The organism is Chryseobacterium joostei, from assembly GCF_003815775.1.
Taxonomy (GTDB): Bacteria; Bacteroidota; Bacteroidia; order Flavobacteriales; family Weeksellaceae; genus Chryseobacterium; species Chryseobacterium joostei.
Genome location: NZ_CP033926.1, coordinates 3,381,953 through 3,394,752, shown reverse-complemented (window position 1 = coordinate 3,394,752; position 12,800 = coordinate 3,381,953). Strand labels below are relative to the sequence as shown.

The 12,800-nt window shown below is 35.5% G+C and carries 12 protein-coding genes; 8 read left to right on the top strand and 4 right to left on the bottom strand.

Features of this window, described 5'->3' with window-relative positions; translation table 11 throughout:
- Positions 1–156 precede the first annotated feature (156 nt).
- The 6 genes from EG359_RS22495 to EG359_RS15480 all read left to right on the top strand — a co-directional run bounded on the left by EG359_RS22495 (position 157) and on the right by EG359_RS15480 (position 3,319).
- Positions 157–327 (top strand): hypothetical protein, encoded by a 171-nt coding sequence (locus tag EG359_RS22495; protein WP_162926177.1) that lies wholly within the window; start codon positions 157–159, stop codon positions 325–327.
- Positions 328–624: 297 nt separating this feature from the next.
- Positions 625–786, top strand: coding sequence for a hypothetical protein (locus tag EG359_RS22490; protein ID WP_164463071.1), 162 nt, complete (start codon positions 625–627; stop codon positions 784–786).
- 186 nt (positions 787–972) lie between these two features.
- Positions 973–1,893 (top strand): helix-turn-helix transcriptional regulator, encoded by a 921-nt coding sequence (locus EG359_RS15495; RefSeq protein WP_076353050.1) that lies wholly within the window; start codon positions 973–975, stop codon positions 1,891–1,893.
- Positions 1,894–1,948: 55 nt separating this feature from the next.
- Positions 1,949–2,575: a hypothetical protein gene (locus EG359_RS15490; protein ID WP_228434983.1), complete on the top strand. Its 627-nt coding sequence runs from the start codon at positions 1,949–1,951 to the stop codon at positions 2,573–2,575.
- A gap of 50 nt (positions 2,576–2,625) precedes the next feature.
- Entirely contained in the window at positions 2,626–3,057 is a 432-nt protein-coding gene (locus EG359_RS15485; RefSeq protein ID WP_076353048.1) for a nucleoside deaminase, read from the top strand.
- Positions 3,058–3,139: 82 nt separating this feature from the next.
- Complete coding sequence (locus EG359_RS15480) at positions 3,140–3,319, top strand: hypothetical protein (RefSeq protein WP_076353047.1); 180 nt, start codon at positions 3,140–3,142, stop codon at positions 3,317–3,319.
- A gap of 47 nt (positions 3,320–3,366) precedes the next feature.
- Here EG359_RS15480 and EG359_RS15475 read toward each other — a convergent pair whose 3' ends face one another.
- From EG359_RS15475 to EG359_RS15460, 4 genes are all read right to left on the bottom strand, one after another.
- Positions 3,367–3,903 (bottom strand): GNAT family N-acetyltransferase, encoded by a 537-nt coding sequence (locus tag EG359_RS15475; protein WP_076353046.1) that lies wholly within the window; start codon positions 3,901–3,903, stop codon positions 3,367–3,369.
- Positions 3,904–3,944: 41 nt separating this feature from the next.
- Positions 3,945–4,703, bottom strand: a complete 759-nt coding sequence (locus EG359_RS15470) for a type III pantothenate kinase (protein WP_076353045.1) — start codon at positions 4,701–4,703, stop codon at positions 3,945–3,947.
- A 103-nt stretch (positions 4,704–4,806) separates the two neighbouring features.
- On the bottom strand, positions 4,807–6,645 hold the full coding sequence (locus EG359_RS15465; protein WP_076353044.1) for a M1 family metallopeptidase: 1,839 nt from the start codon (positions 6,643–6,645) through the stop codon (positions 4,807–4,809).
- A 214-nt stretch (positions 6,646–6,859) separates the two neighbouring features.
- A complete protein-coding gene (locus EG359_RS15460) occupies positions 6,860–8,551 on the bottom strand; it encodes a DUF6909 family protein (protein ID WP_076353043.1) in 1,692 nt (563 codons plus the stop codon).
- An 878-nt stretch (positions 8,552–9,429) separates the two neighbouring features.
- Here EG359_RS15460 and EG359_RS15455 point away from each other — a divergent pair.
- Together EG359_RS15455 and EG359_RS15450 are read left to right on the top strand one after the other, a co-directional pair.
- On the top strand, positions 9,430–11,625 hold the full coding sequence (locus EG359_RS15455) for a glutamine synthetase III family protein (protein WP_076353041.1): 2,196 nt from the start codon (positions 9,430–9,432) through the stop codon (positions 11,623–11,625).
- A gap of 337 nt (positions 11,626–11,962) precedes the next feature.
- Complete coding sequence (locus tag EG359_RS15450; RefSeq protein WP_076353040.1) at positions 11,963–12,673, top strand: C40 family peptidase; 711 nt, start codon at positions 11,963–11,965, stop codon at positions 12,671–12,673.
- Positions 12,674–12,800 lie beyond the last annotated feature (127 nt).

Sequence of the window (12,800 nt, the reverse complement as noted above, 5' to 3'; positions counted from 1 at the left end):
AAGTTTTGTCGCTTCCCACCACTACTTTTGGTAGTATAAACAAAGCCACAAAATAACAATCAACAAAAACTTTAAAAGCCTTTGATTTCAACATTTATCAATGCTGAACAACTCAAAATATGTTCAAAATATAACCAACACCTTATCACAAAAAACATGGAAACGCCAACTCACAACACAGATACAATCTTCGATGAAGATCTCTACACCATAGAGTGGAGCGACATCGAAAATGCAGAGATGGACTATGAAAACTATCTCAATGACATTGAAAACTTCTTCAGAACAGACTTTGAAGACGATGTTCTGGAAGAAGACACAATTTAATATATACTTTTAAACACAACACGTTCTGCTGCTGTTCAGTCATTCTATACTACACACCAACAGTCTCATTACTATTATTCTCGAATCCTTTGAATCACCATCACAAGATGCTGAACAGCCAGAGCTGTGTTTAAAATAATCATAAAAACACTAATAAAACCCACCCAAAAGCAGAACAGCCTACAACCACCCCAAAAACAAGGCTATAATACCTTGAAGCCATCCAATATTCTTTAAAATTACGAGAAAAGTTTCAAAAAGAATTTGAGGAAATTGGAGGTTCACTTTTATATAACAATGAATCTTTTGAGTTTCTTGCTTCAAGAGAAAAATAAGATTGAAGGATACCCGGAGCCCATTCTTCAATTTGTTATTGTAGATGCTGAAAAAGGAGAAGTCCTTTTTACTTCAACAAAACATGGCTATGCTGAGGAATGGGAAGACGAAGAAGAACTATAAAATATGTCAGATTATGGAAGATATAATGATATTAATTTTCAATATTGTTTCTTCAAAAAAATAAAACACGACAAGTTTTGTCGCATTAAGAGCATATATTTGTCTTACAAAACTTTACCATGAAACACCTGTGTTTCATACCCTATTAATAACTGTAAGTAACACTGTAAACATAAATATATCCGAATGAAGAAAGATTTTTATCTGACACGATATGCCTTAATTATTAAAAGACTAGAAAGTTCTCCGGCTACTTATTCTCAGCTGGAGGACTATCTTTTAAACTCCTTCGAATTCCAGGATGCTGGAATCAAGAGCTACTCTATTCGTACCTTGCAGAGGGATATTCGTGAAATTTCGGATCTTTTTAACCTTTCTATTCACAACAAAAAAAAGGGTGACAACCGTTATTATATTGAGAGCCGCCCTATCATGGAAGTGGATGAATACAACCAAAAGCTATTGGAATCTTTTCAGGTAAGCAATGCCCTGAATCTTCATCCCAACTTTTCCGACTTTATTTTCTTTGAAAGTAGAAAACCAACCGGTGTAGAGCATTTTTACGATCTGTTCTTCGCTATTCGTAATAAAAGAGTAGTATCTTTTGAACACTACAATTACAAAAACAAACTAATGACTTCCAGAAAGGTACACCCTCTGGCTTTAAAAGAATCTAAAGACAGATGGTACCTCATCGCCATTGATACCAAGGACAAAATTCTAAAGTCATTTGGACTGGACAGAATCAATTATCTGGATGTAGCAAAGAACCAATTCAGAGAAAAATACAAATATAATTTCAAGGAGCATTTTAAAAATGCTTTCGGAGTGATGAATCTGGCAGAACAAAAGCCTCAGAATATTATATTAAAATGCAGCCGTCATCAGGGAGAATATATCAGAAGTTTTCCGCTTCACCAATCACAAAAAGAAACCAAGGAAACTCCGGAAGAAATCTATTTTGAGTTCTTTCTTCACCCTACCTATGACTTTATGCAGGAAATTCTTTCTTATGGGAAAGAGGTAACGGTTCTAGAACCTAAATGTTTAGTTGATGACATTCGCAACCATCTTCAGGAATCATTAAACCGATATCTTGAGAGCTAACAGATCATAAATAATTCTCATATTTTTTGATTATATTTACATAAATATATCCTTATTGAGAACTATATTCATTTGCATTTGCTGTATTATTTCTTCATTTTGCTTATCACAGCAGAAAGAAGAATTTCGGCTTGTAAAAAACTACTACAACCAGCACAGAGGTATGCTGAATAAGGAGTTCAAGAAAAAATTTGATGCAGAAAGCAATACTTTCAAAAAAGAAGCAATCAAGGGGGACTTTCTTTTTTTCATGAAAAAAATGGATAGTATTGAGAACACTGCTTTAATCGGGGCTTTGCTAAAAGTAAGAAATATAGAAGACCTTCAGACCTTGAAAACAATAGGTGGAATCTCTCAAAATCCTACTGATAAACCCGCCAATGTAGAAAAGATTGCTGATTATCCTGGAGGAATGAATACGCTGAGACAGGAAGTTGCCAACCTGCTTTACGTGGATGGCGTTAATTCTGATGCTAAAACCGTAAAAACAGATGTTGTCTTTATTGTAGAAAAGGACGGAAGCATCAGCAATGTTCACGCTCAAGGTGATAATTTCACTTTCAACAGACAGGCAGAGATTGCACTGTATTCTATTACTGAAAAGTTTTCTCCTGCCCTTGTTAAAGGTGACCCGGAAAGGTTTCGTTTCAGAATTCCCTTAACGTTAACTATTTCAGATTAATGAAGAAGTATTCTTTTTTATTTTATTTTTCAATTTAAATTTCGATTAAAATGTTTACTGACGAATATTACATGAAAATGGCTTTGCAGGAAGCAGAAACAGCCTTGGAGAAAGATGAGGTCCCTATCGGATGTATTGTGGTTTCCAATAACCGAATTATTGCAAGAGCACACAACCTTACTGAAACATTAAATGATGTTACCGCTCACGCTGAAATGCAGGCAATAACTTCAGCAGCCAACTTTCTTGGAGGCAAATACTTAAAAGACTGTACATTATACGTAACAATGGAGCCTTGTGTAATGTGCTCCGGAGCACTCTCCTGGTCACAGATCTCAAAGGTGGTTATTGGTGCCAGAGATGAGCAGAGAGGCTTTATCAATAAGCATCTTTCCCTACATCCTAAAACAGAAATTATTACAGGCATTATGGAAAACGAATGTTCTGCCATTGTTAAATCCTTTTTTAAAAGTAAAAGATAATTTTCGCCACTACATATTGAACAAACAACACGCAAGTAATCAAATAATTACCTAAATTTGAATACAACCAAACTCAATCAATATGAAAAAATTAACGAGAAAAGAAGCTTCCAAAATTAACGGAAGTGTGGGAGTAGGCCAATGCCTTTATAAAGATCCTGAAACAGGAAAAACAAGGATCGGGTGTTTGCTACAGCCTATTCCTGATTGCTGTGGAGGATGGGTATACCCTAATCCCGGACATGAATGCCAACCATGCTAAACAAAAAAAACAGCCTTAAAGGCTGTTTTTATATTTTTAAGAAGAAATTATTCCTTGAAAATAGAATACAGAGCAAGATCCAGATATTCTCCGTCTTTCTTTATTTCCTGTTTTAATATAGCTTCTCTCTCCATTCCTATCTTTTCCATAATCTTTCCGGAAGCAGGATTATGAAGAAAGTGAGTAGCAAATATTTTATTGAAATTCAATTCCTTAAATCCAAAATCTACAATAGCTCTTGCTGCCTCGGTGACATATCCTTTATTCCAATAAGGCATTCCTATCCAATATCCCAATTCAGCTTTATCATCATCTCTGTCATGCAATCCGATGGCCCCAATAAGTTGATTTTCTTTATTACGAATCCCAAAAGTATAGCCACTATTATTTTCAAAGGCGTCCTTGGACATCTTTAACCAGAACCTGGCATCATCTTCCGTATAAGGATAAGGAATATTAGACGTCAAATCTGAATAAATTCTGTGCTGAAGATACTCCACGATAAAAGGAATATCCGCCTCTTCCAACTGTGAGAGAATGAGCCTTTCGGTTTCTATGATCGGAAACTCATTTAATTCTTTCATATTACTCAAGGTTAAAGTTAAGGTTCGGACCTGATTTAAGTTTATAGGTCTTTTCCAAGAAAATAAAGCCCTTTTAGGGTATGTAGCCTATCCATCACATGGATTTTATCTGTTAAAGGCTTATAAACATGAGAGACCCCTCCTGTTGCAACCACGAAACAGTCGTCATTTACCTCTTCATTAATACGATCAATAAACCCCTCTACCATTCCCAAAAATCCATACACCATTCCACTCTGCATACAAGTTACGGTATCCAGTCCTAAAACAGTTTTTGGTTTTTTAAGTTCTATATCTGGAAGCTGGGCTGTTTGATTGATCAGAGAGTTTAAGGAGGTTACAATTCCCGGAGCGATAATAACTCCAAGTGTTTCTCCTGTTTCCGTTACACAGCTTGCTGTAAGAGCCGTTCCAAAGTCGATAACAATTTTTTTTCTGCCTGGGTACAAATTGTGAGCGGCAACAAGATTGGCATAAATATCCGTTCCCATCTGCTTTGATTTTGCCTGTACCCCTGATGGAGTTCCTCTGTCAACAATAACCGGATTAACTCCGTGAATCTTTTTGATCCCTGAACTCATCACTTTGGTAAGCTGAGGAACTACCGATCCTATGATCACTTTATTTATTTCCTTTGGATCAATTTTATAGGTCTGATAAAGCATCAGCATTTGTACATACAGCTCATCCGCTGTTCTGTAAGGTTTCGTATTGATCACCCAGGAAATATCACAATTATCACCATTAAAAAGGCCGAATCTGATATTGCTGTTCCCTACATTTATTACAATTGAATTCATTTATATTTTAACAGGCTATGATTTGAAAAAATTTGAGCTTCAAATTTATAAAAAAATAAAAGGAGTATTTGCAAATACTCCTTTTATCTATATGTTTATCTTTTTATTTTACTTCTACAAAATTATCCGCCATGTTTACATCTGCAATTCTTTGGCTGAAATCAATTCCCAAAACGGATAATTGAGATTTTGTATAAGGAACAGTGATGGTATATTCTTTCTGTGTCCAAGGCCAATAAGGCATTGTTTTAAAATCACCATAAATATCCTTTTCTTTCCACGTATGCGTCATGTTCAATGGAATCTGATACGTAACAATCTTTTTGTCTGTTGTCATTACACTGAAATCAATTGGCATTGGAACCTGACCATTATTCACAAGGGTAATTGTAGTAGATTTTTCATCGTACTTTACATCCTTAATTCCATAATCTATTGTCTTGGTAGTATTGATCCAGTAATTGTGGAACCACTTCAGATCCATCCCGGAAACTTTTTGGGCAATATGAAGAAAATCTCTATCTGAAGGATGCTTCATGCTCCATTGATCATAATATTGCTTTAGGGTTTCTGCAAGGTTTTGCTCCCCCATAATGTATCCTAACTGTACCAGATACAACTCTCCTTTCACATAAGTAGAATAAGTATAAGCCGTTCCGTTATCATGGTGGTCTCCTAACCAAACTGCAGGTTCTTCAATTCCTTTTTTAATGAAGTTTCTGTAGGCTTCTATGGTTTTAGCAAAAGGATTTGGAAGTTCTTCAGGAAATAGCTGGTGCATTGTATACCCCTCTGCGTAGCTTGTAAAACCCTCATCCATCCATGGACGTACAGATTCATTGGTGGCAAGCATCTGCTGATACCATGAGTGTGCTCCTTCATGAGCCATAAGCCCCATTAAATCTTTAATATTTTTAGCCTCTCCAAGAATCATCGTACACATTCCATACTCCATTCCTCCATCACCTCCTTGAATAAATGCATAGGTAGGATACACATATTTTCCGAAATGAGAATTCATGATCTGGAAATACTTTGTGATATAAGAGGGTGCCTCGCTCCAAACTTTAGTCTTATCATTTTTCTGATATACTAAATATACTTTCGGTCCATCCGGAACGTTAAAGCTTTCTACAGAATAGTCCCTGTCTGCACTCCATGCAAAGTCAAGAATATTCTTAGCTGTCCATTTCCAGGTTACTTTTTTATCTTTCTCTGCCTTTATTTTTGCGTTAGCGTCATATCCTTTTACATCAGCTGGATTTTCAAGAATCCCTCCTGCTCCTACTACATAATCTTTATTGATCTTAATATTGACATCAAAATCTGAAAACGGTGCATGGAATTCTCTTCCCATGTAATCGAATGTTGCCCAGCCATCATAATCATATTCAGCAATTTTTGGGTACCATTGCGTCATGGTCATATCTACACCTTCTCTGTTATTTCTTCCGCTTCTTCTAATCTGCTCAGGAATTACCGCATCCCAATCCATTGTAAAAGTTGTTGTAGAATTTGGCTTGATAGGCTCTGCCAGATACACCTTCATTATGGTTTCCTGAACTTCAAACTTCAGATCCTTGCCATTTTGCTTGATCCAGTGAATATTTTGAGCGCCCTCCTGATCTTTTGGAATAGAAGACAATCTTGAGATCCCGTCTTTTTGCAATCTTGAGTCACCATTTTTTCCTTGGGAAGCCACCCTTTGATCCATCATCGAATTACGCTTGAAAGCATTCCAATACAAGTGGAAATAAACCACATTCAGCTCATCCGGAGAATTGTTGGTGTATTCTAAGGTTTGTTTTCCCTGATAGGTAAATTTTTCAGCGTTAACATCAATATCCATCTTGTATTTCGCAGCCTGCTGATAATAAGATCCTTGCTGAGCATGAAATTGTGAAATGATAAACGCAAAAATGATTGCAGCCGATTTTCTCATTTAAAATTTTATTTTTTCTAAAGGTAGTTATTTTAAATAAAAACCTCAAACAGGAGTTATCCGGAGGTTTTATTCTGTTGAATATGGTTTTAGATTGATTTTTATTTCAAATGTTAAAGGAGATTTTTGATGATCAATAGAGTAAATTTCTTACACACAAAAAACCTCAGATGCAAATACACCTGAGGCTAATCTTGTAATTTTAAAACTACAATTATTTTTTAGAAGAAGCTTCTTTTTTCGAACTTCTTAGGATCTTTTCAAGAATTCTCAATGTGATCAGGTATGTTGGCTTCACTCCTGTAAGGCCTAATCCTCCTGAAGACAATGTACTTCCTGTTTCCAAAGGATTATCCGAAGCATAATATGCATAGCAAACAAACAGATCCGGTGAAATGTGATGTCTGATCTTGGATGCTACCTGAATGGCTTTTTGGTAATGTGCGCCTTCCATTTCAAGACCAATGGCTTTCCATGAAGTGTTCATAAAGTAAGAAAGAATATCCTTATTCTGAAGTGATGTTCCTAAAACAGTGATCATCGGACCTTCAAAAGCCTTTAGTTCGTCGTCATTGAAATCATCAAGCTTTAATGCGTTCTCAAAAGGATAGTTATCTGCAGTTCCTTCAAAAATATGAGAAGTAGGGATCATAATATCTCCTTTTGCACCGGTAAGAATTCCTGCTTTCCCCATAATGGAAACAGACTTCACGTGCATCATGTATATTTCTCCTTTCTGCTCAAAAGGCTTCAGTAACTCATCCATTACCTCGAAAGCCTGCTCTCCGAATGCGTAGTCGAAAACCATCACTACATCATCTCCTGAGAACTTGCAGTCAGCAAATGGAGTATTTTTCAGATCAGTCTTACTAAGATCGATGATCTGAACATCAATATTACTTCCGCTTTTATCAGCAATATGAATCATTCCCTCGTCCAAGGCATACTTTAATACCTTGTCGCGAAGTTCTTTTTTATTTGAAATTTCTTCATACAGCTTATAGTCTACCTCATTATGATGCTTCTTTTTAAGAGCTTCATTCGCATACAGCACATTTTTCACTGAGTGCATATTGGCAGAAATAATATGTAATGGACGCATATGAAGATTATTTTCAAATAAAACCTCTTTCACTTTGTTTGCCCATTTCTCACCAAAATAGTGATGTCCTACTCTTTCTTTTAATATAGCACTGAAATGAATTTCTCTTTCTCTTGCGCCTTTTGCATCTTCAAGACTTACCTTTCCCAGGTTGTAGATAATTTTGAATAAACGGTCAGGATTATCATCATCACCAAAAGTATTGTAAGCTCTTAACGTTTCATCAAAGGATCTTCCTATTAAAGAAGAAAGATGAATAAGTGCCACTTCTTTTTCTTTTCTGCTGAATTTCTTCTCACCTTTCACTACCTCTTCAATAATTTTAAAGGCACGGATTGGTTTCCAGTTTTCATCTTGGATGAAAGCCAGATTACGGATTTTATCCGCTTCTATAAATAGGAATGTAAGGTGGGTAAGAATGTCATAAATTTCGGAACGGCCCAAAAGAACCTCAATATTCATCTGGTGTTCGTCTATTCTATAGCAGTTTCTTCTTCTTTTCTTTGGAACAATAGGTTCGAAACTTCCTTTATCAAACCCTTCATCTGATGTAAGATGAATAAAAGCACATTCTTCAATCCCCTCAGGAAGTCTGTCTAAAACATACATCAACCCGTCCAGTTCCAATTTGTTTGGAATATTCATGGTACCATAAATTTCCGGATTGATCGTCTTTAACAAACTTCTGATACTTTCTCCTGAAACCCCTCCTGGCTTGAAAAACCCTCTATAAAATAAATGTCTCATAGAGATGTATAACCTTTCAATAGCCTCTGTAGTTTCTCTTGCTCTAGAATTTGTCATAAAATAAATTTCACACAAATATACAAAATCTCCGCTCAACTTATTTTAACTATCTTTTAATTCAGTTGTTTAAAACCCATAAATAGACAGTATTATTTTAAGATATAATGATCTTCTTCTTTATTTTAATATGAAATGAATATTACGGTTTTAATCTTATATTTATACAAGCATAAAGTTTTATGGCTGAGGTTAAAAAATAAATTCAATTTGGAGAGTAACATGACAATATCAAAGGCATTTAACCTGATGAAAGGCAGATTAAATAATATTCCCCTTTTTGGGAAAGTATGGATATGTCATATTTTAATTTATTTTTTACTGCTGATTATATTTTTAATCATAAAAGAAGGCAAGACTGATGATGGTATTTTTCGTAACGACATCCTCCTACTGATATTGAGAAGCACCATAATAGGATTATTCGGGATATTGGACGGAATCGGGGGATTAGTCATTATATCAATGATAACAATGTATCTGATCAATCTGTACTTTCAGAAGTTCTACATAAGCTATATCCTATCATTAGCTTTAACGTATCCTATTTTTATGCAGTTTTGTAATGAAGGCTATGGTTCAAATACCATAACTGTTATATGTCTAGTAATAACAATTATACTTAATATGGTTATTTTTAGAAAGCACATCATCCATACATAGAAAACCTCCAACACTGTATTTCCGGCAATGCTCAATGCTATTTTTCATTTTAATATTTCGTAACAATAAGTCTCAATTCCAATTTACCCCTCTCAAAAAAGTAAAACCATTGTTTAAATTTTAGTTAAAATTACAAATACCCCTAAAAAAATTAGGGGTAAAATATTTTCGATTTATTTTTTTTGTAAATTTGCCCTGTAAAAAATCACCCAAATATGTCAACCTTAAGATTCAAAGCATTAGAAACCCTACCATTTAAGGATTTCAGAAAAGATAACTCTGTTGAAATTCCTGCAAAACTATCGGAACTATTCTGTAAAAATGTTTTCTCGGAAGAAACGATGAGAGAATATTTAACAAAAGAAGCATTCGGTTCTATCATGGATGCCATTAAAAAAGGCACTAAGATCCAAAGACATATCGCAGACCAGGTAGCTGTGGCGATGAAAGACTGGGCTATGAGCAAAGGAGTAACTCACTACACTCACTGGTTTCAGCCTTTGACAGGGACAACTGCAGAAAAGCACGATTCTTTCTTTACACCTATTGAAGGAGGTAGAGCTATTGAAAGATTCAGTGGAAACATGCTGATCCAACAGGAGCCGGATGCATCATCTTTCCCTAACGGAGGAATCAGAAACACTTTCGAGGCAAGAGGTTATACAGCTTGGGACCCTACATCCCCTGCTTTCATTATGGGAACTACATTATGTATTCCTTCCATCTTCATTTCTTATACTGGTGAAACTTTAGACTACAAGGCACCTTTATTAAGAGCTTTGAATGCTGTAGATGAAGCCGCAACCAGCGTAATGCAGTATTTTGATAAAAACGTAACGAAAGTAACCCCTACCTTAGGTTGGGAACAAGAATATTTCCTTGTTGATTCAGCATTATACCAATCACGTCCGGATCTTGTTTTAACAGGTAAAACATTATTGGGACACTCTCCTGCAAAAGGACAGCAGTTAGATGACCATTACTTCGGTTCTATCCCAACAAGGGTAATGAACTTCATGAAGGAGTTGGAAATCGAATGTATGAAATTGGGCATTCCTGCAACAACAAGACACAACGAGGTAGCACCTAACCAATTTGAGCTTGCACCAATGTTTGAAGAAGTAAACGTTGCTGTAGACCACAACTCTTTATTGATGGACATCATGGCAAGAGTAGCTCACAAGCACCACTTCCACATTCTATTCCACGAAAAACCATTCGCAGGAGTAAACGGAAGCGGAAAGCACAATAACTGGTCTTTAGCTACAGACACAGGAGAAAACCTTTTAAGCCCAGGAAAGAATCCAAAGAAAAACCTACAGTTCTTAACATTCTTCGTGAATACAATTAAAGCTGTTCACGAATATGCAGACCTTTTAAGAGCAAGTATTGCCTCAGCGAGCAACGATCACAGACTAGGTGCCAATGAAGCTCCGCCTGCAATTATCTCCGTATTCATCGGAACTCAGTTGTTCAGCGTTTTGGAAGAACTTGAAAAAGTAACTAACGGGAAATTATCTCCGGAAGAAAAAACAGAATTAAAATTAAATGTAGTTGGAAAAATACCTGAAATCCTATTGGATAACACGGACAGAAACAGAACTTCTCCATTTGCATTTACAGGAAATAAATTTGAAATCAGAGCAGTAGGATCTTCTGCAAACTGTGCAGAGTCTATGACCGTAATGAATACCATCGCGGCAAAACAATTAAATGATTTCAAGAAAGAAGTTGATGCTTTAGTTGAAACAGGCCTTAAGAAAGATGAAGCTATATTTAATGTATTAAGAGAATACATCAAGCAATGTAAAAACATTATGTTTGAAGGTGACGGGTATTCTGATGACTGGGCAAAAGAAGCTGAAAAAAGAGGACTGAATAACCTTAAAACAACTCCTGAAGCTCTTAAGCAGGAGATGGATAAGAAATTCTTGGATTTATATGAAGAAATGGGAATTTTCAACCATAGAGAAGTTGAAGCAAGAAACGAAATTAAATTAGAGAAATACTCTACCGTTATTGATATTGAAGCAAGAGTATTAAGTGATATCGCAAGAAACCACATCATTCCTTCTGCTTTAAATTATCAGAACAGATTAATTGAAAACGTAAAAGGTCTTAAAGAAATCTTCGGAGATAAAGATTTTAAACCATTGGCAAAAGAACAAATGAGTTTAATTACAAGCATTTCTGAAAATGTTTCTAAAATCAAACTTGGCGTTGAAGATCTTCTTAAAGCCAGAGAAACAACAAAAAGCATATCAGACAGCCAAAAGCAGGCAGAAAGCTATTGCAACAATGTTAAGCCTTTATTCGATGGAATCAGAGAAGCTTCTGATGCTCTTGAGATGATGGTAGACGATGAGCTTTGGCCGCTGACAAAATACAGAGAAATGTTGTTTACAAAATAACATCTGTAAAGTTCCATATTAGTTTAAATTCCTCGGTTTTCCGGGGAATTTTTTTGTTTTGTTAACAACCTGAAAAATTGGAGTTTCAAATCTTAAATGCCGAATTATAGAAGAAAATCGATATTGTTTGTTAAAGAATCTTAATAAAAAAAACCGCAGACTCACCAAAAATAGGCTGTTGCGGTTTATTTTTCTTTAACATAAGCAAATAATATGTTAAATAGTGTTAAAATAAGATCCTGACAATTATCATATCAGGGGTCTTTTGCTCGGAATCTCTACTTTTGTATTGCTTTTGGAAATAAATATTCCTTTTAACACGGTTAATCAAATATATATGAAGAAAAGAGTTTTGTCTTATTTAGTTGCTATAGTTACTACAGTATCATTGCAATCGTGTGCTACTAATTATGTAGTTTCAAAACCAGCAACTTACGCTAAAGAATACAAAACAGATGCCAAACTAGCTTCTATTGATAACAAAAAAATGGAGCTGGATAAGCAAAAGCTTATTGATTCTTTTCTTGCTGAAAAGGCAGCATCTATAGCTAGCGCTAAAAAAGCCATTAAGAATTCTGAGATTGCAAAAGCAGTCAGATATAATAAAACCATTGACGGTATCCTTACTGAAGCTGAAACATACCTTGGAACTCCTTACAGATATGGAGGAACTACAAGAAGAGGTATAGATTGTTCGGCTTTTGTTCTTTCTGTATTCGGAGCTGCAGCAGGTCTTAGCTTACCAAGAGTAGCAGCATCTCAGGCTCAGGAGGGAGAAAGAATTGAAAAAGAAAGCCTACAGAAAGGAGACTTAATTTTCTTTTCTCATGGAAGAAGAATTTCTCACGTAGGTATTGTAGAAAGTGTTACTGAAGATGGAGAAGTAAAATTCATCCACGCAGCTACATCAAAGGGAGTAATGATCTCTTCACTGAATGATTCTTATTGGGGCCCTAAATACAGATTCGCAAAAAGAGTTATCAACGAAGAAGGAGAAGCTTATAACAACCTAGCGTCAACTACTCCAGCTACACCAGCAAATTTTTAATTTTATAAATAATTGATTTAAATAATGAAGCCATCAGATCCTGATGGCTTTTTTATCTACTCTATCTAAATACCTGAATAAATAATCTAATATATTTAAAGGGTATGGGTTTCTAAAATCCAAGTTC

Excerpts from the sequence above, each read along its gene's own strand:
- EG359_RS22495 (WP_162926177.1), top strand. The coding sequence starts at position 157 with ATGGAAACGCCAACTCACAACACAGATACAATCTTCGATGAAGATCTC.
- EG359_RS22490 (WP_164463071.1), top strand. The coding sequence starts at position 625 with ATGAATCTTTTGAGTTTCTTGCTTCAAGAGAAAAATAAGATTGAAGGA.
- EG359_RS15495 (WP_076353050.1), top strand. The coding sequence starts at position 973 with ATGAAGAAAGATTTTTATCTGACACGATATGCCTTAATTATTAAAAGA.
- EG359_RS15485 (WP_076353048.1), top strand. The coding sequence starts at position 2,626 with ATGTTTACTGACGAATATTACATGAAAATGGCTTTGCAGGAAGCAGAA.
- EG359_RS15480 (WP_076353047.1), top strand. The coding sequence starts at position 3,140 with ATGAAAAAATTAACGAGAAAAGAAGCTTCCAAAATTAACGGAAGTGTG.
- EG359_RS15475 (WP_076353046.1), bottom strand. The coding sequence starts at position 3,903 with ATGAAAGAATTAAATGAGTTTCCGATCATAGAAACCGAAAGGCTCATT.
- EG359_RS15470 (WP_076353045.1), bottom strand. The coding sequence starts at position 4,703 with ATGAATTCAATTGTAATAAATGTAGGGAACAGCAATATCAGATTCGGC.
- EG359_RS15465 (WP_076353044.1), bottom strand. The coding sequence starts at position 6,645 with ATGAGAAAATCGGCTGCAATCATTTTTGCGTTTATCATTTCACAATTT.
- EG359_RS15460 (WP_076353043.1), bottom strand. The coding sequence starts at position 8,551 with ATGACAAATTCTAGAGCAAGAGAAACTACAGAGGCTATTGAAAGGTTA.
- EG359_RS15455 (WP_076353041.1), top strand. The coding sequence starts at position 9,430 with ATGTCAACCTTAAGATTCAAAGCATTAGAAACCCTACCATTTAAGGAT.
- EG359_RS15450 (WP_076353040.1), top strand. The coding sequence starts at position 11,963 with ATGAAGAAAAGAGTTTTGTCTTATTTAGTTGCTATAGTTACTACAGTA.